Annotated in this window: 20 protein-coding genes and 4 tRNA genes; 9 read left to right on the top strand and 15 right to left on the bottom strand. The window is 62.6% G+C overall.

Features of this window, described 5'->3' with window-relative positions; genetic code table 11:
* Positions 1-51: 51 nt before the first annotated feature.
* Together ACN0X6_RS12785 and ACN0X6_RS12780 are read left to right on the top strand one after the other, a co-directional pair.
* Positions 52-942, top strand: coding sequence for an ATP-binding protein (locus tag ACN0X6_RS12785; protein ID WP_417704377.1), 891 nt, complete (start codon positions 52-54; stop codon positions 940-942).
* Entirely contained in the window at positions 939-1,421 is a 483-nt protein-coding gene (locus tag ACN0X6_RS12780; protein WP_417704375.1) for a GAF domain-containing protein, read from the top strand. Before ACN0X6_RS12785 ends, ACN0X6_RS12780 begins: the two co-directional genes overlap by 4 nt.
* 104 nt (positions 1,422-1,525) lie before the next feature.
* On the opposite strand, the gene ACN0X6_RS12775 is transcribed toward ACN0X6_RS12780, so the two are convergent.
* Both ACN0X6_RS12775 and ACN0X6_RS12770 read right to left on the bottom strand, forming a co-directional pair.
* The gene (locus ACN0X6_RS12775; protein WP_417704373.1) at positions 1,526-2,188 is read right to left on the bottom strand and encodes a glutathione S-transferase family protein; all 663 of its coding nucleotides are present in this window, start codon (positions 2,186-2,188) and stop codon (positions 1,526-1,528) included.
* 53 nt (positions 2,189-2,241) lie between these two features.
* Positions 2,242-2,985 carry a hypothetical protein gene (locus ACN0X6_RS12770; protein ID WP_417704508.1) on the bottom strand — a complete coding sequence of 248 codons (744 nt, stop codon included), beginning with the start codon at positions 2,983-2,985 and terminating at the stop codon, positions 2,242-2,244.
* A 243-nt stretch (positions 2,986-3,228) separates the two neighbouring features.
* Here ACN0X6_RS12770 and ACN0X6_RS12765 point away from each other — a divergent pair.
* The 4 genes from ACN0X6_RS12765 (at position 3,229) to ACN0X6_RS12750 (ending at position 3,607) form a co-directional block, all read left to right on the top strand.
* Positions 3,229-3,304 (top strand) — tRNA-Glu (locus ACN0X6_RS12765).
* Between the two features lie 15 nt (positions 3,305-3,319).
* Positions 3,320-3,395: transfer RNA gene (locus ACN0X6_RS12760), tRNA-Gly, on the top strand.
* Between the two features lie 45 nt (positions 3,396-3,440).
* Positions 3,441-3,516 (top strand) — tRNA-Glu (locus tag ACN0X6_RS12755).
* Positions 3,517-3,531: 15 nt separating this feature from the next.
* Positions 3,532-3,607, top strand: a tRNA-Gly gene (locus ACN0X6_RS12750).
* Between the two features lie 55 nt (positions 3,608-3,662).
* On the opposite strand, the gene ACN0X6_RS12745 is transcribed toward ACN0X6_RS12750, so the two are convergent.
* From ACN0X6_RS12745 to ACN0X6_RS12685, 13 genes are all read right to left on the bottom strand, one after another.
* Complete coding sequence (locus tag ACN0X6_RS12745; protein WP_417704371.1) at positions 3,663-3,953, bottom strand: cyd operon YbgE family protein; 291 nt, start codon at positions 3,951-3,953, stop codon at positions 3,663-3,665.
* The gene (cydX, locus tag ACN0X6_RS12740; RefSeq protein ID WP_074680445.1) at positions 3,946-4,059 is read right to left on the bottom strand and encodes a cytochrome bd-I oxidase subunit CydX; all 114 of its coding nucleotides are present in this window, start codon (positions 4,057-4,059) and stop codon (positions 3,946-3,948) included. Before cydX ends, ACN0X6_RS12745 begins: the two co-directional genes overlap by 8 nt.
* 11 nt (positions 4,060-4,070) lie before the next feature.
* The gene (cydB, locus tag ACN0X6_RS12735; RefSeq protein WP_417704369.1) at positions 4,071-5,210 is read right to left on the bottom strand and encodes a cytochrome d ubiquinol oxidase subunit II; all 1,140 of its coding nucleotides are present in this window, start codon (positions 5,208-5,210) and stop codon (positions 4,071-4,073) included.
* Positions 5,211-5,220: 10 nt separating this feature from the next.
* Positions 5,221-6,786: a cytochrome ubiquinol oxidase subunit I gene (locus tag ACN0X6_RS12730; protein ID WP_417704367.1), complete on the bottom strand. Its 1,566-nt coding sequence runs from the start codon at positions 6,784-6,786 to the stop codon at positions 5,221-5,223.
* The gene (gene cydP, locus ACN0X6_RS12725; protein WP_417704365.1) at positions 6,783-6,995 is read right to left on the bottom strand and encodes a cytochrome oxidase putative small subunit CydP; all 213 of its coding nucleotides are present in this window, start codon (positions 6,993-6,995) and stop codon (positions 6,783-6,785) included. Before cydP ends, ACN0X6_RS12730 begins: the two co-directional genes overlap by 4 nt.
* 164 nt (positions 6,996-7,159) lie before the next feature.
* On the bottom strand, positions 7,160-7,540 hold the full coding sequence (locus tag ACN0X6_RS12720; protein WP_417704363.1) for a rhodanese-like domain-containing protein: 381 nt from the start codon (positions 7,538-7,540) through the stop codon (positions 7,160-7,162).
* Positions 7,524-9,293 (bottom strand): SulP family inorganic anion transporter, encoded by a 1,770-nt coding sequence (locus tag ACN0X6_RS12715; protein ID WP_417704361.1) that lies wholly within the window; start codon positions 9,291-9,293, stop codon positions 7,524-7,526. Before ACN0X6_RS12715 ends, ACN0X6_RS12720 begins: the two co-directional genes overlap by 17 nt.
* Positions 9,290-11,029 (bottom strand): TIGR01244 family sulfur transferase, encoded by a 1,740-nt coding sequence (locus tag ACN0X6_RS12710; RefSeq protein ID WP_417704360.1) that lies wholly within the window; start codon positions 11,027-11,029, stop codon positions 9,290-9,292. The genes ACN0X6_RS12715 and ACN0X6_RS12710 overlap by 4 nt, the downstream gene beginning before the upstream one ends.
* A gap of 10 nt (positions 11,030-11,039) precedes the next feature.
* Positions 11,040-11,903, bottom strand: coding sequence for an MBL fold metallo-hydrolase (locus tag ACN0X6_RS12705; protein ID WP_417704358.1), 864 nt, complete (start codon positions 11,901-11,903; stop codon positions 11,040-11,042).
* Positions 11,904-12,104: 201 nt separating this feature from the next.
* A complete protein-coding gene (locus ACN0X6_RS12700) occupies positions 12,105-12,389 on the bottom strand; it encodes a metal-sensing transcriptional repressor (RefSeq protein ID WP_160017723.1) in 285 nt (94 codons plus the stop codon).
* Positions 12,386-12,934, bottom strand: coding sequence for a Tll0287-like domain-containing protein (locus tag ACN0X6_RS12695; protein WP_417704355.1), 549 nt, complete (start codon positions 12,932-12,934; stop codon positions 12,386-12,388). The genes ACN0X6_RS12700 and ACN0X6_RS12695 overlap by 4 nt, the downstream gene beginning before the upstream one ends.
* Positions 12,935-13,037: 103 nt before the next feature.
* On the bottom strand, positions 13,038-13,445 hold the full coding sequence (locus ACN0X6_RS12690) for a PA2817 family protein (RefSeq protein ID WP_417704353.1): 408 nt from the start codon (positions 13,443-13,445) through the stop codon (positions 13,038-13,040).
* A 177-nt stretch (positions 13,446-13,622) separates the two neighbouring features.
* On the bottom strand, positions 13,623-16,070 hold the full coding sequence (locus ACN0X6_RS12685) for an acyl-CoA dehydrogenase (protein ID WP_417704351.1): 2,448 nt from the start codon (positions 16,068-16,070) through the stop codon (positions 13,623-13,625).
* Positions 16,071-16,210: 140 nt separating this feature from the next.
* On the opposite strand from ACN0X6_RS12685, the gene ACN0X6_RS12680 reads away from it, so the two are divergent.
* The 3 genes from ACN0X6_RS12680 to ACN0X6_RS12670 all read left to right on the top strand — a co-directional run bounded on the left by ACN0X6_RS12680 (position 16,211) and on the right by ACN0X6_RS12670 (position 18,751).
* Positions 16,211-16,873: a transglutaminase-like domain-containing protein gene (locus ACN0X6_RS12680; protein ID WP_417704350.1), complete on the top strand. Its 663-nt coding sequence runs from the start codon at positions 16,211-16,213 to the stop codon at positions 16,871-16,873.
* A gap of 154 nt (positions 16,874-17,027) precedes the next feature.
* On the top strand, positions 17,028-17,960 hold the full coding sequence (locus tag ACN0X6_RS12675; protein ID WP_417704348.1) for an ABC transporter ATP-binding protein: 933 nt from the start codon (positions 17,028-17,030) through the stop codon (positions 17,958-17,960).
* Entirely contained in the window at positions 17,957-18,751 is a 795-nt protein-coding gene (locus ACN0X6_RS12670) for an ABC transporter permease (protein WP_074680473.1), read from the top strand. The genes ACN0X6_RS12675 and ACN0X6_RS12670 overlap by 4 nt, the downstream gene beginning before the upstream one ends.
* Positions 18,752-18,828: the final 77 nt, after the last annotated feature.

The raw sequence follows: 18,828 nt of genomic DNA, 5'->3' as shown, positions 1-18,828 counted from the left end.
GTACCGGCAGAGCCTGCAACGTGCGGTTCTGCGCAAAAGGAGTAGTAGATCGTGGATTCCCGGTTACTGGATTTTCTTGCCCGCGCCGAGCAGGTGCTAGAGCGCATCGAGCCCTTGTTGCCCGCGCTGCGTCCGCACGTGGACTGGAGCACGTGCGTGGCGGCGCGCTGGGTGCGTGATGGTCGCAGTGGCTACCTGATGCCGCTGGATGTCAGCCTCGACCTGTCGCTGAGCGACCTGCTGGGTGTGGACGCCCAGCGCGAGCAACTGGCGCGTAACACCCGTCAGTTCGTCAGCGGCATGCCGGCCAACCACGCCTTGCTTTGGGGGGCGCGCGGTACCGGCAAGTCGTCGCTGGTGCGCGCCTTGCTCGCCGAGCACGCCAAGGCCGGCCTGCGTCTGATCGAAATCGAACGCGATCACCTGGCCGACCTGCCGCGTGTGGTGGAGTTGCTGGCTGGCTTGCCGCAGCGTTTCGTGCTGTTCTGCGACGACCTGTCGTTCGAGGCGGGCGAGGGCGACTACCGGGTGCTCAAGAGCGTGCTCGACGGCTCGCTGGAGCAGGCGCCGGATAACGTGCTGCTGTACGCCACCTCCAACCGTCGCCACCTGGTGCCCGAGCATCAGAGTGATAACGAGAACTGGAAGCGGGTCGACGGCGAGCTGCACCCCAACGAGGCGGTGGAGGACAAGATCGCGCTGTCCGATCGTTTTGGCCTGTGGCTGTCGTTCTATCCCTTTAGCCAGGATCATTTCCTGCTCGTCGTGCGTCACTGGGTCGACGTGCAGGCGCGTCAGGTCGGGCTCGACTGGAGCTGGGACGAGGCGCTGGAAAAAGCCGCCATTCGCTGGGCGCTGGGCCGCGGTAATCGCAATGGCCGCTGCGCCTATCAATTCGCCCGCCACTGGGTCGGGCTGCAACTGCTGGAGCAACAGGCATGATCGATCTTTCTCAGACTGGTGGTGATCTCAACGGTTACCCGCTGCTGAGTGCACAATTGCAGGCATTGCTCAGCGGCGAGCGCGACTTCATCGCCAATGCTGCGCAGTTTTCCGCCTTCCTGTTTCACGAGCTGGCCGACCTGAACTGGGCGGGCTTTTATCTGGTGAAGGATGGCGAGTTGGTGCTCGGCCCGTTCCAGGGCAAGGTGGCCTGCGTGCGCATCGCCTTCGGTCGTGGTGTCTGCGGCGCGGCGGCGGCCAGCCTGCAAACGCAGCGAGTCGAGGATGTGCATGCCTTTGCCGGGCACATCGCTTGCGACAGTGCATCGAACAGCGAACTGGTGGTGCCTCTGGTCAAAGAAGGGCGCCTGATCGGCGTGCTGGACCTGGACAGCCCGTCGCTGGGGCGGTTCACCGAGGTGGATCAGGCCGGTATCGAAGCGCTGGCAGCGATCTTCCTGGCCGCCAGCGACTGCTGAATACGCCTTGGGCGCTGCGGGGGCTTGATCCGCTGGGGTGCGCCGCGCGCACCGCTGGCTTGAGGTGTCGCCGAGGCTGATTTCGCAATTGGTGCGCGCGGTGTTCAGCGCTTGGCGCCGATCTTCTCCAGTGTGCGCAGCTCACGCGGCAGCAGTTGCTGCACGCAGGCGCTGCCCTTGATGCGCGCGTAGTGCGCCGCCAGGTTCGGCCAGCGGCCGGCATCGAGGGTTTCCCCGCCGTGCTCCATGTTGATCAGTTGGCTGGCCAGCGCCAGGTCGGCCATGGACAGCTGGTCGCCAAGGAAGTAGGGCGCGTCGCCCAGTGTGGCCTCGAAATAGTCGAAGTGATTGGGCAGCTTGTCCTTGAGCGTCTGCTGCACCTTTTCCTCATCGCATGGCTGGCCCATGGTGGCTTTCAGCACGCGGTTGCGAAACACGGTGAAGGTACACAGCGGCGCCAGCTCGTAGTCTGCGTATTTTTCCAGCCAGCGTACCTTGGCACGTTGCTCCGCACCGTCGCCATACAGTGGCTTGTGCTCTGGATAGCGCTCTTCCAGGTACTGGCAGATGACGCTGGAGTCCGCCAGCTTGAGGTCGCCATCGCGAAAGGCGGGAATCCGGCCCAGCGGATTGAGCTCGCGAAACCAATCCGGCTGGCCGAAGGGCATGACCACTTCGAGTTCGTAATCCAGGCCCTTTTCGATCAGGCACAGGCAGAGTTTGCGAACGAAGGGGGACAGGGGTGCCCCATAAACGGTCAGGCTCATTGCAGCTCCTATCGGCGATCAACGTGGTTGATTGAGCGAAGGCGGTCGTCTGCTCAGTCGTAGATGTTCTTCTTCTTCCAGTCGTCTTCCAGGTCCTTCAGGCCTTCGGTCAACTGGCTGGGTTCATCCGCTGCGGGTGCGCTGTTGTTGAGCACCATGGCATTGGCGCGCGCCAATTGCTCTTCGAAACGCTTGAGCTGCGTCTGATAAGGGGCCGGGTCAGGTTGCTTGCGCAGATACTGCACGCCGCGTTCGAAGGCCAGGCGGGCCTGGCCAGGTTGGTTCTGCTGCATGGCCGTCTGGCCCAGGGTGCTGAAGAACTCGATATGCACCAGTACCAGCATCTGGCGAATCTGCTTGAGCCAATGCTTGCCATCGTTGGCGGGCAGCAGGCCACCCTGTGCCGAGCTGGTGATCAGGGCGTGCAGGTTTTCCAGCAGGAAACGCACATCCTTGGCCTTGGCTTCGTTGGTGATAGGTTGTGGTGGGTTCTTCACCGGGATGGATTCGCCCTGAGCGATCTGGGTCTTGAGGGTGTCGATATCGTTCTGCAGTCTGGTGTTGTGCTTGTCCAGCGGTAGCAGGCGTTCGCTGACTTGCAGCTGCAACTGGCTCAGCAGCAGCTTCAGCTGCGGTGTCATCAGCTGCCCAGGCATGCGTTCGGAGATATCCTGGCAGCGACGAATGCGGTCGAGCAGATCAGCGCGCTGGCGCGCTTTCTCCAGCTTGTTGTTCTCGACGGCATGGTTGACGTAGGCAATCACCATCAGCAGGGCGATGCCACCGACGATCAGCATGGTTATCACGAGTGCGGACACTGCTTGGGACCTCTCGAGAATCGATTTTTCGACCGAGTGTAGTGGCTTGGCTGCAAGGCTCCTAGTGGCATATCGATTTATGGGCTGAAGTCTTTGATTTTAAAAATTTTTTAGAGAGAGGTTGACGACCCTCGAAAGGCTCCATAGAATGCGCGCCACTTCCAGCGCAATGCTAGAAACAGAGCGAAGGAAGCCGGAAAGTTGCTTGATGTTCCGGGGTGTGTCCCCTTCGTCTAGTGGCCTAGGACACCGCCCTTTCACGGCGGTAACAGGGGTTCGAGTCCCCTAGGGGACGCCACTTTCAAGCTGTAATGCGGGAATAGCTCAGTTGGTAGAGCACGACCTTGCCAAGGTCGGGGTCGCGAGTTCGAGTCTCGTTTCCCGCTCCAAAATTTGGAAATGCTGCCTCGGCAGGATTTCAAACGAAGTTCCAGGTCCCCTTCGTCTAGTGGCCTAGGACACCGCCCTTTCACGGCGGTAACAGGGGTTCGAGTCCCCTAGGGGACGCCACTTTCAAGCTGTAATGCGGGAATAGCTCAGTTGGTAGAGCACGACCTTGCCAAGGTCGGGGTCGCGAGTTCGAGTCTCGTTTCCCGCTCCAAATAAACGAAAACGCCGCTCAATCGAGCGGCGTTTTCGTTTCTGTCGTTTGCGTATCAGGTCATCTGCGCCAGATACAGCAAGGCATAGCCCAGCCCGCACAGGCCCAAGCCCAGCCAGGGCGAGAACAGGGCGCGCCACAGCCAGTGGCGCGGGGCGAAGCCGACGCCGTGGATGAACGCGTTGGACACGCCCCACATCACCAGCATCAGCAGCGAATGGCTGTAGCGCCCCTGGCTGTCGAGCATGGCGCCGGGATGGATCAACAGCAGCAGCGCCAGCGGCGTTGCCAGCAGCCAGGAGAGCACGCGCAGTGGCGCGCGCTCGCTCAGGGTGATGTCACTCATGCTCTCTCTCGGTGTCGAGATCCTGCGTGGTTTCCAGCCACAGCGCGTTGATGATGCCGAAGCTGCTGGCCAGTAGCACGCCGAGAATCCAGGTGAAGTACCACATCGCGTTTCTCCTCAATACAGGCCGTGTGGGTTGGCTTCGATGCTGCTGTCGTTCAACGTGCCCCACATGCGGATGTAGCTCCACAGGGTGTAGAGCAGGATGATCGGCACGAAGATGCAGGCAACGACGAACATGATGCCCAGGGTCTTGTGGCTCGACACCGCGTCCCACACGGTGAGGCTGGAGGCCGCATCGAGGCTCGACGGGAAGACGAAGGGGAACAGGGCGAAGCCGGCGGTGCAGATGGCGCCAACGATCATCAGGCTACTGCCTGCGAAGGCCAGGCCAGCGCGGCGCCAGATGCTGGCGAGAATCGCCAGCAGTGCGCCGATTACGCCGAGCACGGGAGCGCCCTGGGTCAGTGGGTAGCGACTGTAGTTGCCGAGCCAGCCGGCGTTGTCGGCCAGCACCTGCTTGTTCAGAGGGTTCAGTGCGGCGCCGGTATCGACGACGCTGGCCAGGCTCATGCCCTTGATGCCGAGCGCCAGCCAGCTACCGGCCAGCAGGAAACCAATCAGGAATACCAAGGCGCTGAGGTAGGTGGCACGGCGCGAGCGTGCTGCCAGGTCACCTTCGGTGCGCAGCATCAGCCAGGCGCCGCCATGGGCGCAGAGCATGCTCAGGCTGACCACGCCACAGAGCAGGGCGAAGGGGTTGAGCAGGGCGAAGAAGGAGCCGTGGTAACTCGAACGCATCATGCCGTCGAGCTGAAACGGCAGGCCGAGGAACAGGTTGCCGAAGGCCACGCCGAACACCAGCGCCGGTACCGCGCCGCCTACGAACAGGGCCCAGTCCCAGGCGCTGCGCCAGCGGGTGTTTTCCAGCTTGCTGCGGTAGTCGAAGCCCACCGGGCGGCAGAACAGGGCGAACAGCACCAGCAGCATCGCCCAGTACAGCCCGGAGAAGGCCACCGCGTAGACCAGCGGCCAAGCCGCGAACAGTGCGCCACCAGCGGTGATGAACCACACCTGGTTGCCGTCCCAGTGCGGGGCGATGGTGTTGATGGCGACGCGGCGCTCGTTGTCGGTCTTGCCGACGAAGGGCATCAGCGCCATGGCGCCCATGTCGAAGCCGTCGGTCAGGGCGAAGCCGATCAGCAGTACGCCGATCAGCACCCACCAGACGAGTTTCAGGGTTTCGTAATCGAACATGACGAAGTCCTCAGGCGTGGGCCGGCTGCTGTTGCTCGAAGTGGTAGCGTCCGCTGTGCAGGCTCGACGGGCCGAGGCGGGCGAACTTGATCATCAGGTACATCTCCACCACCAGCAGCAGGCTGTAGAAGGCGATCAACGCGATCAGCGAGCCCCAGACGTCACCGGCCGACAGGCTGGAGGTGGACAGATGGGTGGGCAACACTTCACCGATCGACCAGGGCTGGCGGCCATGCTCGGCCACGTACCAGCCAGTTTGCGCGGCGATCCAGGGCAGTGGCAGACTCCACAGCGCCCACTTGAGCAACCAGGGTTTGCTTTCCTCGTTCTTCTTTGCCGAGGCCCAGAAAGCGCAGGCGAACAGCGCCAGCATGAGAAAGCCGCAGGCGACCATGATGCGGAACGTCCAGAATAGGCTGAACACGTTGGGAATGGTGTCCAGCGCCGCCTGTTTGATCTGCGCTTCGCTGGCATCGACCACGTTCGGCGTGTACTTCTTCAGCAGCAGGCCGTAGCCCAGGTCGTTCTTCACTTCGTTGAAGGCAGCGAGGGTCGTGGCCGACTTGTCGCCACCACGCAGCCGTTCCAGCAGTTCATAGGCGGTCATGCCGGTGCGAATGCGCGCCTCGTGCTCGATGAGCAGGTCCTTGATGCCCTTGACTTCCTTGTCCAGCGAGCGGGTGGCGATCAGGCCCAGGGCGTAAGGGATTTTCACGGCGTAGTCGGTACGCTGCTCATCCTGATTGGGTAGACCGAACAGGGTGAAGCCGGCCGGTGCCGGGTGGGTATCCCATTCGGCCTCGATGGCGGCCAGCTTGGTCTTCTGCACATCGCCGATCTCGTAGCCGGATTCGTCACCGAGGACGATCACCGAGAGAATGGACGCAAGGCCGAAGGCCGAGGCGATGGCAAACGAGCGGCGGGCGAAACCCAGGTCGCGTTTCTTCAACAGGTAGTAGCTTGAGATGGCCAGGACGAAGATCGAGCCGGTGACGTAGCCAGCAGCCACGGTATGCACGAACTTGACCTGCGCCACCGGGTTGAACAGCAGTGCGCCGAAGTCGGTCAGCTCCATGCGCATGGTCTCGAAGTTGAACTCGGCGCCCACCGGGTTTTGCATCCAGCCATTGGCGATCAGTATCCACAGCGCCGAGAGGTTCGAGCCAATCGCTACCAGCCAGGTGACGGTCAGGTGCTGCAGCTTGCTCAGGCGATCCCAACCGAAGAAGAACAGGCCGATGAAGGTGGACTCGAGGAAGAAGGCCATCAATCCCTCGATAGCCAGAGGTGCGCCGAAGATGTCGCCAACATAGTGGCTGTAGTAGGCCCAGTTGGTACCGAACTGGAACTCCATGGTAAGGCCGGTGGTGACGCCCAGTGCGAAGTTGATGCCGAACAGCTTGCCCCAGAACTTGACCATGTCCTTGTAGACCTGTTTGCCGGTCATCACGTAGACCGACTCCATGATCGCCAGGAGGAAAGCCAGGCCCAGGGTCAGGGGGACGAAGATGAAGTGATACATCGCTGTCATGGCGAACTGCAGACGTGACAGATCGACGACTGATTCCGAGATCATCTCGGTTGCTCCTCGGTGGGTATTGAAGACGGGGTGGGTTGACCGAACAGGTGCCGCTCGACGCGCTGTTGGCCGTCTTTGGGTACTGTTGGTTCGTTGAACCAGATGGCCTTGATGCCCAGCAGCAGGGTCAGCTTGATCAGCAGGAGCACAGTGATTTCGCGTACCAGCGGAATGCGCCAGGGGGAGGGGGGATTACGTTCGGGCATCTCGATGCTCCGGGTTTACCGGCGCAGACCCTGAGGCTGCGCCGGTAGGATGAGTATTTCCTGATGTTACAAGATACTCATGGGGGTATGTAGTGGCTGGAGTTGATGCAGGTCAGGGGAATGATGATTCGTGAAGGTTTTCTGGATCAAACTCCCTCGGTGGCTTAGTCGAACGCCGGCAGCTCTGGTGACAGCAGCTCGTGTCCAGCGGCTTGCCAGGCCTCGATGCCGCCGCTCAACGACAGCACGTTGCGATACCCCATTTCTCGCAGTGCGTCGGCAGCCAGAGCCGAGCGACCGCTGTTCTTGCAATAGAGGACCAGCTTGAGCGTGCGCTCGGCCAGTTGCGGATCGTTGCCCAGCTTGAATTCCAGCAGTCCTCGGGGAATGTTGATGGCGCCAGGAATGTGCGCAGCGTTGTATTCATCCGCCTCGCGCACGTCTATCAGCAGGTCGGCATCGCGGATAGCAGCCTCGGCTTGCTGTAGATCGACTTCCTTGATGCGGGTCTTGGCGGCGAGCACGAGATCATGAGCACTTTTCATGAGGATTACCTTGCTTGGACAGTGTCTGGGAGGATTGCGATGTTGGCACCGGGGCGAGCTGCTTGAGTGCCTCGAACTGGCTAATGAACACCTGGCCGCCGAAGGTTTCCAAAAAGTCGGAGCGACGTAGCTGATCCATCACCGGCCCCTTGACTTCGGACAGATGCAGCTGCACGCCGGCGGTGTGCAGGCGCTCGACGATGGCGTGTAGCGAGTCCAGGGCGCTGGCGTCGATCAGGTTGACCCCCGAACACATCAGTACCAGATGGCGTACCTGCGACCGGCTGGCGATCAGTTCGCCGATACGGTCTTCCAGGTAGCGGGCATTGGGGAAATACAGGCTTTCATCGACGCGCAGCGACAGGACGCTGGGTGACTCGATCACGTCGAAGCGTTCGACGTTGCGAAAGTGTTCGCTGCCCGGCACCTGACCGACCACGGCGATATGTGGCTGGCTGGTGCGCCAGAGAAACAGCAGCAGCGATAGACCGACGCCGATCAGAATGCCGGCCTCGACGCCGATCAGCAGCACGCCGAGCAGGGTGGCGATTTGAGCAGCGCCATCCTGGCGTGAATAACGCCAGGTGTGTTGCAGTGATTTGAAGTCGACCAGGCTGAGTACGGCAACGATGATGGTCGCTGCCAGCACGGCCTGTGGCAGGTCGTGCAGCAGCGGTGTCAGTAGCATCACGCTGAGGCCGATGCCGATGGCGGTGAACACACCGGCCATGGGCGTCTGGGCGCCGGCATCGTGATTGACTACCGAGCGAGCGAAACCGCCGGTGACCGGGAAACCACCGCTCAATGCCGCGCTGATGTTGGCGGCACCGAGGCCGAGCAGCTCGTTGTCCGGCTGTATGCGCTGGCGCCGTTTGGCCGCGAGGGTCTGGCCGACGGAGACCGATTCGACGAAGCCCACCAGGCTGATCAGCAGCGCCGCGGGCAGCAACTGCACGGCCAGATCGAGATCCAGTGTCGGCAGCGTCAAGCCTGGCAACCCCTGTGGCACCAGACCGACGACCTTGACTCCGGCTGGCTCCAGTTGCAGCAGGCCGACAGCGGCAATGGCCACGATGATCGCCAGCACCGGCCCGGCCTTGGCCAGGTTACTGGCCACTTGCGGCGACAGGCCAAGGCGTTGCAATACCCGTTTCAGATGGGTTCTGGCCCACCACAGCCACACCAGGGTGAGTGCGCCGATAACCAGCGTCGGCCAGTTCGTATCGGGCAGCGCAACCAACAGTTGTGGCAACAGGTGTGGCAGGTTCTCACCGGAGGCCGAAACCCCGAGCAGGTGCTTGAACTGGCCGACGGCGATCAGAATGCCGGAAGCGCTGATGAAGCCTGACACCACCGGATGGCTGAGAAAGTTGGCGATGAACCCCATGCGCAGCATGGCCATGGCTGCCAGCAGCAGCCCGCAAAGCAGCGCCAGGAGCATCGCCGCGCCGATGTAGGCCTCGCTGCCGAGGGGAAACAGTGGTGTCAGGGTGGCAGCGGTCATCAACGAAACCACTGCTACCGGACCGACCGCCAGGGTGCGACTGGAGCCAAACAGGGCGTAAGCCAGCAGCGGCAGGATGCTGGCATATAGACCGGTCACCGGAGGCAATCCCGCGAGCATGGCGTAGGCCAGACTTTGTGGAATCAGCATCAGGGTGACGATCAGCGCGGCGAGTCCGTCCTGTGCCGCGCTGCCCCGGTCGTAGCGTCGACCCCACTCCAGGCAGGGCAGCCAGTGGTTCAGTTTCATTTCTGCTCCTTGCCGAAATCACAGGCTGCCGGTGCCTCGACTGCCAGCGGTTGGTGCGGCAGATGCTTGGGCTCGGCCAGCCACTCGCGACCACGCAGCATCAGGTCGAAGTAGATGCTTGGCATCATCCGCACCTTGAGATCCCAGGCCAGGCGCCTTGGCACTGCAGGATCCAGTGGGAAGGTGGGCAACAGCTTGCCGCCGTAACCGAACTCGGCCAATACCACCTTGCCGCGTTCCACCGTCAGCGGGCAGGAGCCATAACCATCGTAGATCGCTTGCGGGCCTCTGCCGGCCAGCACGGCCAATACGTTCTCGGCAACCACGGGTGCCTGTTTGCGCACCGCAGCGGCAGTCTTCGCGTTGGGCGCGGCGCAAACGTCGCCCAGGCTGAAGATGTTGCCGAAGCGCGGGTGGCGCAGGGTCTCGTGATCGGCCTCGACCCAGCCGTCCGCACCTGCCAGCGGGCTTTGACGAACGAACTCCGGTGCCCGTTGCGGCGGTACGGCGTGAAGCATGTCGAAGGTCTTCTCGATCACCCGTTTCTCGCCATTGGCATCGACCTGAGTGAACCATGCCTTGCGGGCCGGGCCGTCCACGGCGGTCAAAGTCGTACCGAAGCTGAGTTGCGCGTTGTAGCGCTCGACGTATTTCATCAATGGCGGCACGAAGGCAGGTACACCGAAGAGCACGGCGCCGGCCGAGCAGAACTCGACGTCTATCTGCGGCAACACGCCCTGTTTCAGCCAGCAGTCGCACGACAGGTACATGGCCTTCTGTGGTGCACCGGCGCATTTGATCGGCATCGGTGGCTGGCTGAACAGTGCGCGGCCCTTGCGCAGGTTCTGCACCAGTTGCCAGGTATAGGGCGCCAGTTCGAACTGATAATTGGAGGTCACGCCATTCTTGCCCAGGGTTTCCTTCAATCCTTCGACGCCGTCCCAATTAAGGCTCAGACCGGGGCAGGCGATCAGCACGCGGTAGTTCACCCGGTTGCCATCCTCGAGCACCACGCGCTGCTGGTCCGGCTCGAAACCGGCCACGGCGGCGCGAATCCAGTGTGCGCCGTGAGGAATGCAGCGCGCCATTGGACGCTCGGTGCGGGCACGGTCGAAGATGCCTGCGCCAACCAGCGTCCAGCCCGGTTGGTAGTAGTGCTGCTCACGTGGCTCGAGTACGGCGATGCGGAGGTCGGCATTGCGCTTCAGCAGGCTGGCGGTCACTGCGCAACCAGCGGCGCCGCCACCCACCACCACCACGTCATAGCGTTGCGTCGGCGTATTGCTCGGTTGCGCCTGGGTAAGCGGCGCCTGCTGCCAACGTTGCTGCAGGCGCGCAGCGAGGCCGCTGAGGTCATAACCCTGTGCGTTGGCAGTGCTCAACAGTACCTGAGGATCGAGATGATGGGCTTCGCTCAGCGCCCATAGGCTGGTGGAGCGGGTGCCGGTACGGCAGAACGCCAACAATGGGCCGCGTATCTGTCCGAGCAGGGCGCTGAAGGCATTGACGTCCCCATCGTTGATCTGCCCGGACGTTACCGGCAGGTAGTGGTAGTCCAGGCCGCTGGCCTTGGCCGCGGCAGCCATTTCGGCGGAGCTGGGTTGGCCTTCGCCTTCACCGTCGGGGCGGTTGTTGATCACGCTGCGAAAACCGGCAGCGGCGAGCATACCCATATCACCAGGTTGCAACTGGGGCGCTACGGCGATGAAGGGAGTCAGATGCTTGAGCGATTCCATGATGACGACCTCAGAGTACGTCGAGGGGGATCTTCAGGTAGCGGGTGCCGTTGTCTTCGGCCGGCGGCAGCTTCCCGGCGCGCATGTTGATCTGCACCGAAGGCAGGATCAGGTTGGGCATGCCCAGGGTGGCGTCACGCTTGCGCCGCATGGCGACGAAATCAGCTTCGGCGATGCCCTGGTGAACGTGGATGTTGTGCGCGCGTTCCTCGGCCACCGTGGTCTGGTTGCGGTAGTCGTCGCGGCCCGGCGCCTTGTAGTCGTGGCACATGTAAAGGCGGGTTTCGTCCGGCAGGGCGAACAGTTTCTGGATCGACTGGTAAAGGACGTGTGCGTCACCGCCGGGAAAATCGCAGCGCGCGGTGCCGTAGTCAGGCATGAACAGAGTGTCACCAACGAAACCGGCATCGCCGATCAGGTAGGTCATACAGGCCGGGGTATGGCCGGGCGTATGGATGGCTTGGGCCTTCAATTCGCCAATGTGGAATGAATCGCCATCGTGGAACAGGCGGTCGAACTGGCTGCCATCGGTGGCGAACTCGGTGCCGGCGTTGAACAGCTTGCCGAAGGTATTCTGTACCACGGTAATGTGCTCGCCGATGGCCAACTTGCCACCCAGCTCACGCTTGAGATACGGCGCAGCGGACAGATGGTCGGCGTGCACGTGCGTCTCCAGCAGCCACTCGACGTGCAGGCTACGCTCCCGGACGAAGGCCAGGATGCGGTCTGCGCTGGTATGCGAGGTGCGTCCGGCGGCAGGGTCGTAGTCCAGTACCGAGTCGATGATCGCGCAATGCCGAGTGGCCGGATCGATGACGACATAGCTGTAGGTGTAAGTGGCTGGGTCGAAGAATTCGACGACATCGGGGTGCATGGTCAGGCTCCTCTCATATACCCATGGGGGTATTTAATTAAGATTGAGCGTAACTGTTTTTTGGTTCTATGCTTAGATTAAAATCGAATAATAGAAAAGACCTTGTTCGGGTCAGCTATAACCCTTTTGCAGCCTTTTCAGTGCCTGGCCTGCGCGGGATCGCCAGGTGTCGGCGCGCACGAGCGGCGCGCCGGGAGGGCATCAGGTGTACTTCGTGAATATCTCGCGCACGCGTTGCAGTGAGGCGTCAATGTCTTGCTCGGGGTCGAGCATGGCCTCTTCGATCAGGCAGGTCAGCATCAGCCGGTAGGACTTGTCCAGTGCGCTGCGCGCCGCCGAGAACTGCTGGGCGATGGCGGCGCAGTCTTCACCGCGCTTGATCATTGCCTGGATGCCGCGGATCTGCCCCTCGACCCGGGCCAGGCGCTTGAGCATCGCTTGCTGCTGCTCAAGCATGCGTACTTGCAGGTCGGTAGTCTCGGTCATGGAGCTTCCTGGGCAATGGGGCGGCTGAGGGTAAAGGCGCCGCGCAGTTCGCCGACCTGATAACCGCGGGCCTGATCATGCGGATAGTACTGGTCAATGGCCTCTTGTACCTCTGTTTTGATCGCCGTGCCGTGGCAGGCCAGGCAGGGTTCGCCCACGGCGATGGCCTGCATATAGCGGTACTGGCCGTCGACCTCTTCGCCATGGCGTAGCTCTTTCACCGGAGTACCGGCCTCGGCCGCGCTGGCGAAGCGTTCGAGCACGGCTCGCTCCCAGGCATCGGGAGCGTTGTCCGGATTGCGTACCTTGAGCGAGGTGCGGCCCAGTTGCCAGGCTTGCTGGCTGTGCTCGCTGGCGATCTGTGGCGCCAATGCCTGGCAGGCCCGCACCGCTGCGGTCGGTCCGCCCTCGGCGATGGCCTGACGGACCGTGCCCAGCAAGTGCTCGGCGAATGGTGGGATCTGCGCCGCCGCCTCGTTTTTCCTGGTGGTAGCAGCTTGTGCGGCGGTGCAGGCGAGCAGGGTGGCGAGTAGAAGTGGGCGCATGATCGATTCTCATAAATACTGGTGGGAGTATTTATGCATGAAACATGAAGGCTGTCACCGCCGTCACCTGCGACATTCTGACCAATGAGGTGTTGGCAGTGGGTCAGTGCTTGGAGCTATCGGTGGGCATGGCCAGCAGTTGCTTTTCCTGGTTCCAGTCGAAGGGTTCGTCGTTGTCTTCGGCTTCGAAGCGGCGCTCGTCGAGGGCCTGGTACAGGGCGATTTCCTCGTCCGGCATGAAATGCAGGCAGTCGCCGCCGAAGAACCACAGCAGGTCGCGCGGCACCAGGTGGGCGATCTGTGGGTAGCGGTGGAAGACCTGGCTGATCAGGTCCTGACCGAGGTACTGGCTGGATACCGGGTCGCGCGGCAGTTCGGCGAGCAGTTCGTCGTAGCGCTCGAGGAACAGGGCATGGCTGTCGTCGAGCACCTGCTCGGCTTCGCCCAGGGCGACGAGAATGCCGCGCAGGTGGTTGAGCAGGGCGAGGTGGTGTTCGAGATGGCTGGCCATGGTGCAGGTTCCTGAAGGGCAAAACGGGCGCAGGAGTATAGAGTTCCTGGCGCCCGCTGTCCTGCTTGGCTGGTTTCGGCTCGGGCATCCTGCTTCGCTCTACCTCCTGCATCCCTGCAGTCGTAGCCGCGACGCAAGAAACTCGCGGCTAAAGCCCCTTCCCACAAGCGGTTCGACTCAGCGCACCTTGCCGCGGCTCAGCTTGAGTTCTTCCTTGGCGAAGTCGTCGACGTCAATTACCCGGCGCCGCGCCGCTTCTGCCGCCTGCAGGCGCTGGCCCTGTTCGCCGTCGAGGATGCCGGCGGCAATCGCCGCTTCGATGGCATCCTGACCCGGCGCCGGTTGCAGGCTGCCATCCTTGAGCGCCTGGTGCAGACGCTTGCGCGCATCCTGGCTGGCCTGCACCAGATTCAGCGCATGCTGCAGGGCGCCAACCGAATCCTGATCGGCCTGCGGGCGATAGCAGCCTTCCAGTACCGACTCCAGGGCCGGGTCGCCGGCCTGGCGACCGATGATCGCGGCCACTTCGGCGTCCAGTTCGTCGCTGGGGCCCTGGTGGCGGCGGCCCAGCGGGAACACCAGCACTTTCAGCAGGCAACCGAACAGGTGGTTGGGGAAGTTGCTCAGCAGGTCATCCAGCGCTTGCTCGGCATGATGGAGGTTTTCCTCCATGGCCCAGCGCAACAGCGGACGAATCGCTTGCGGGTAGTCCAGGTCGTGATAGCGCTTGAGCGCGGCCGAACCCAGGTAGAGGTGGCTGAGCACGTCGCCGAGGCGCGCGGACAGGCGCTCGCGACGCTTCAGGTCGCCGCCGAGCAGCATCATGCTGCTGTCGGCGCACAGGGCGAAGGCCGCCGCCAGACGGTTGAGGGCGCGGTAATAGGGCTGGCTGAGGTCGTCGCCGGGCACCTGGCCCAGGCGGTTGAGGGTCAGGCCGAGGAGGAAACTGCTGGCGGCGTTGCCGATGGCGAAGCCGATATGGCTCATCAGCAGCGAGTCGAACTCGGCCAGCGCCTGATCCTTGTCCTCGCGGTCGGCCAGGGCCATTTCCTTGAGCACGTAGGGATGGCAGCGAATGGCGCCCTGGCCGAAGATCATCAGGTTGCGCGAGAGGATGTTGGCGCCCTCGACGGTGATGAAGATCGGCGCACCCTGCCAGGAACGGGCCAGGTAGTTGTTCGGGCCCATGATGATACCCTTGCCGCCGTGCACGTCCATGGCGTGGCCGATGCACTCGCGGCCGCGTTCGGTCAGGTGATACTTGAGGATCGCCGAGAGCACCGAGGGTTTCTCGCCCAGGTCGACGGCGTTGGCGGTGAGGATGCGCGCGCTGTCCATCAGCCAGGCGTTGCCGCCGATGCGCGCCAGGGCCTCCTGAATACCTTCGAAGGCTGCCAGCGGCACGTTGAACTGCTCACGCAGTTGCGCGTACTGGCCGGTGGCGAGGCTGGTGAACTTGGCCGCGCCGGTGCCGACTGCCGGCAGCGAGATGGAGCGGCCGACCGACAGGCAGTTCATCAGCATCATCCAGCCCTTGCCCAGGTACTCCTGGCCGCCGATCAGGTACTCCAGCGGAATGAAGACGTCCTTGCCCGAGTTCGGCCCGTTCATGAAGGCAGCGCCCAGCGGCAGGTGACGGCGGCCGATTTCCACGCCGGGGGTATCGGTGGGAATCAGCGCCAGGCTGATGCCGAGGTCTTCCTTGTCGCCCAGCAGGTGATCCGGGTCGTAGGCCTTGAAGGCCAGGCCGAGCAGGGTGGCCACCGGGCCGAGGGTGATGTAGCGCTTCTCCCAGTTCAGGCGCAGACCGATCACTTCCTCGCCGTTGTACTGGCCCTTGCAGATGATCCCGGTGTCCGGCATGGCGCCGGCGTCGGAGCCGGCCAGCGGGCCGGTGAGGGCGAAGCAGGGGATGTCCTCGCCACGCGCCAGGCGCGGCAGGTAGTGCTGGCGCTGGGCGTCGGTGCCGTAATGCAGCAGCAGTTCGGCCGGGCCGAGGGAGTTGGGCACCATCACGGTGGAGGCCAGGTCGCCGCTGCGGGTCGCCAGTTTCATCGCCACCTGCGAGTGGGCATAGGCGGAAAAGCCCTTGCCGCCGTATTCCTTGGGAATGATCAGGGCGAAGAAGCCGTGTTGCTTGATGTGCTCCCAGGCTTTCTCCGGCAGATCCATCTGCTGGCCGACCTGCCAGTCGCTGATCATCGCGCAGAGCTCTTCGGTGGGGCCGTCGATGAATGCCTGTTCTTCTTCGCTCAGCGTGGCCTTGGGATAGGCCAGCAGCTTGTCCCAGTCCGGCTTGCCGCTGAACAGTTCGCCATCCCACCAGACGGTGCCGGCTTCGATGGCGTCGCGTTCGGTTTCCGACATTGGCGGCAGCACGCGCTGGAACCAGGCGAACAATGGGCGGGTGAACAGTTGCCGGCGTAGATCGCCGAGCAGGATGAACGCGGCGACGGCACCGGTGACGATCCACAGCAACAATTGCAACCAACCCGGTACCGGGCTGAACAACGCCATGGCCAGCAGGTAGGCTGCGGTGATGCCGAGGGCAGGCAGGGCGGCGGTACGGCTATGGGCCAGGTAGGTGACCCCGAGCAGCAGAACCAGCAACCAGATGACGAGCATGTGCATTCCTCCATGATTCGAGCGGGCGACGCCCCGAGCATAGCGCTAATTGGCGGCAGGGGCGGTGAGCTTGGCCGGATCGTCGTCAGCGTGGCGCAATCGACGGGATTAGACTGAAGCGAACTTCAGGAGTATCCGTCATGCAGACCTGTCTACGTCCCGGCCGCTTCATTGACAGTGACCACCCAGCGGTAGTCGAGTTCGCCGAGCGTTGGCGTGGCGCCTCACGAGAACCGCTCGGTCAGGCTGTGGCGCTATATCTCGCGGTACGTGACGAGATTCGTTACAACCCCTATGCCTTCAGTCTCGATGCGCAGACATTGAAGGCCAGCCATGCGCTGGCGAGCGCTGAGTCCTACTGCGTACCCAAGGCCAATCTGCTCGCTGCTTGCGCCCGGCATTGCGGCATTCCCGCGCGTATCGGCCTGGCCGACGTGCGCAATCACCTGTCCACGCCGCGCCTGCTGGAGTTGCTGCGCAGCGAGGTGTTCGCCATGCACGGCTATACCGAACTCCATCTTAACGGGCGCTGGGTCAAGGCCACGCCGGCGTTCAACGAGGCGCTGTGCCGGGTATTCAAGGTAGCGCCGCTGGAATTCGACGGCGTGCATGACAGCGTCTTTCACCCCTATAACGACAGGGGCGAGCGTTACATGGAGTACCTGCACGACCACGGTCAGTTCGAAGATCTGCCCGAGCAGCTGTTCTTCGATCATCTGCGCGTCTGTTATCCGCACCTGTTCGAGGCCGGTGCGTTGCAGTTGAGTGGCGACATGCAGCGTGAGGTCAGTGTTATCGACTGAGTCGATAATCAAGATCGGCAGGACGGCCTTTTCTCCGCGCGTCAGGGTAGGTAGGGTGCATGCCAGCAATGAGCGGACGAAACACGCGGTTGCAATCGAGCGTCTTCGCCCTCATCTATAACGACCTCACTCTCGCGCGGGAAACCCCATCTTCATGAGCGCCGCCCTGACCATTCGCCAGTTGACCAAGACCTACGGAAACGGCTTCCAGGCCCTGCACGGCATCGATCTGGACGTTGCCGAAGGGGACTTCTTCGCCTTGCTCGGCCCCAACGGCGCCGGCAAGTCCACCACCATCGGCGTGCTCTCCACGCTGGTGAACAAGAGCAGCGGCACGGTCAGCGTGTTCGGCCATGACCTGGACCGCGAGCCTTACGCGCTCAAGCGCTGCCTGGGCGTGGTGCCGCAGGAGTTCAACTTCAACCAGTTCGAGAAGGTGTTCGACATCGTCGTCACCCAGGCCGGCTACTACGGCATTCCGCGTTCGATCGCCAAGGAGCGCGCCGAGCAGTACCTGACTCAGCTCGGCCTGTGGGACAAGCGTGACGTGGCTTCCCGCGAGCTGTCCGGCGGCATGAAGCGCCGCCTGATGATCGCCCGTGCACTGGTGCACCAGCCGCGCCTGCTGATCCTCGACGAGCCGACTGCCGGGGTGGACATCGAGCTGCGCCGTTCGATGTGGAGCTTCCTCACCGAGCTGAACAAGCAGGGCACCACCATCATCCTGACCACCCACTACCTAGAAGAGGCCGAGCAGTTGTGCCGCAACATCGGCATCATCGACCACGGCCGTATCGTCGAGCTGAGCAGCATGAAGGATCTGCTGAAAAAGCTGCACGTCGAGACCTTTCTCTTCGACCTCAAGGATTCCTACAGCTCAGTGCCGGCGCTGCAGGGCTATCCGGCACGCCTGGTCGATCACCACACCCTGGAAGTGCAGGTGGAGAAAAGCCAGGGCCTCAACGCGCTGTTCCAGCAACTGGCGCAGCAGCAGGTCGAGGTGCTCAGCCTGCGTAACAAGAGCAATCGCCTGGAGGAGCTGTTCGTCTCCCTGGTGGAAAAGAACCTGGCCAAGGTGGCGCAATGACTTCTCAGTACCTCAACAGCGAATTCGCCGCCAACCTGGTGGCCCTACGTACCATCGTTCACCGTGAAATCCGCCGCTTCGTGCGCATCTGGCCGCAGACCCTGCTACCGCCGGCGATCACCATGGTCCTGTACTTCGTGATCTTCGGTAACCTGATCGGCCGGCAGATCGGCGACATGGGGGGCTTCAGCTACATGGAGTACATCGTGCCGGGGCTGATCATGATGTCGGTGATCACCAACAGCTACGGCAACGTGGTGTCGAGCTTCTTCGGCAGCAAGTTCCAGCGCAACGTCGAGGAGTTGCTGGTGTCGCCGGTATCACCGCACACCATCCTCATCGGTTTCGTCGTCGGTGGCGTGCTGCGCGGTCTGGCGGTGGGCTTCATCGTCACGCTGCTGTCGTTGTTCTTCACTCAGCTGCAGGTGCATCACCTGGGCGTGACCGTGTTGGTGGTGCTGCTGACGGCGACCATCTTCTCCTTAGGCGGCTTCGTCAACGCGGTGTATGCGCGCAACTTCGACGATATCTCGATCATTCCTACTTTCGTGCTGACACCGCTGACCTACCTGGGCGGGGTGTTCTACTCCATCACTCTGTTGCCGCCGTTCTGGCAAACGGTGTCGCTGGGCAACCCCATCCTGCACATGGTCAATGCCTTCCGCTACGGCATTCTCGGGGTGTCCGATATCCGCATCGGCGTGGCCATCGGCTTCATGCTGCTGGCCACCGCCGCGCTGTACACGCTGTGCATCCGCTTGCTGGTCAGTGGGCGCGGCATGCGTCAGTGACGTTTGCCGCTGTGCAGGAGCGTATTTATTCGCGATTCTCGCGGCTAAAGCCGCTCCTGCAGAATGTGGCGACGACC

Origin of the sequence: Pseudomonas sp. (genome assembly GCF_048269965.1) — a bacterium.
GTDB lineage: Bacteria > Pseudomonadota > Gammaproteobacteria > Pseudomonadales > Pseudomonadaceae > Aquipseudomonas.
The sequence above is the reverse complement of the archived record's forward strand: the minus strand, read 5'-3'. Positions and strand labels throughout refer to the sequence as shown.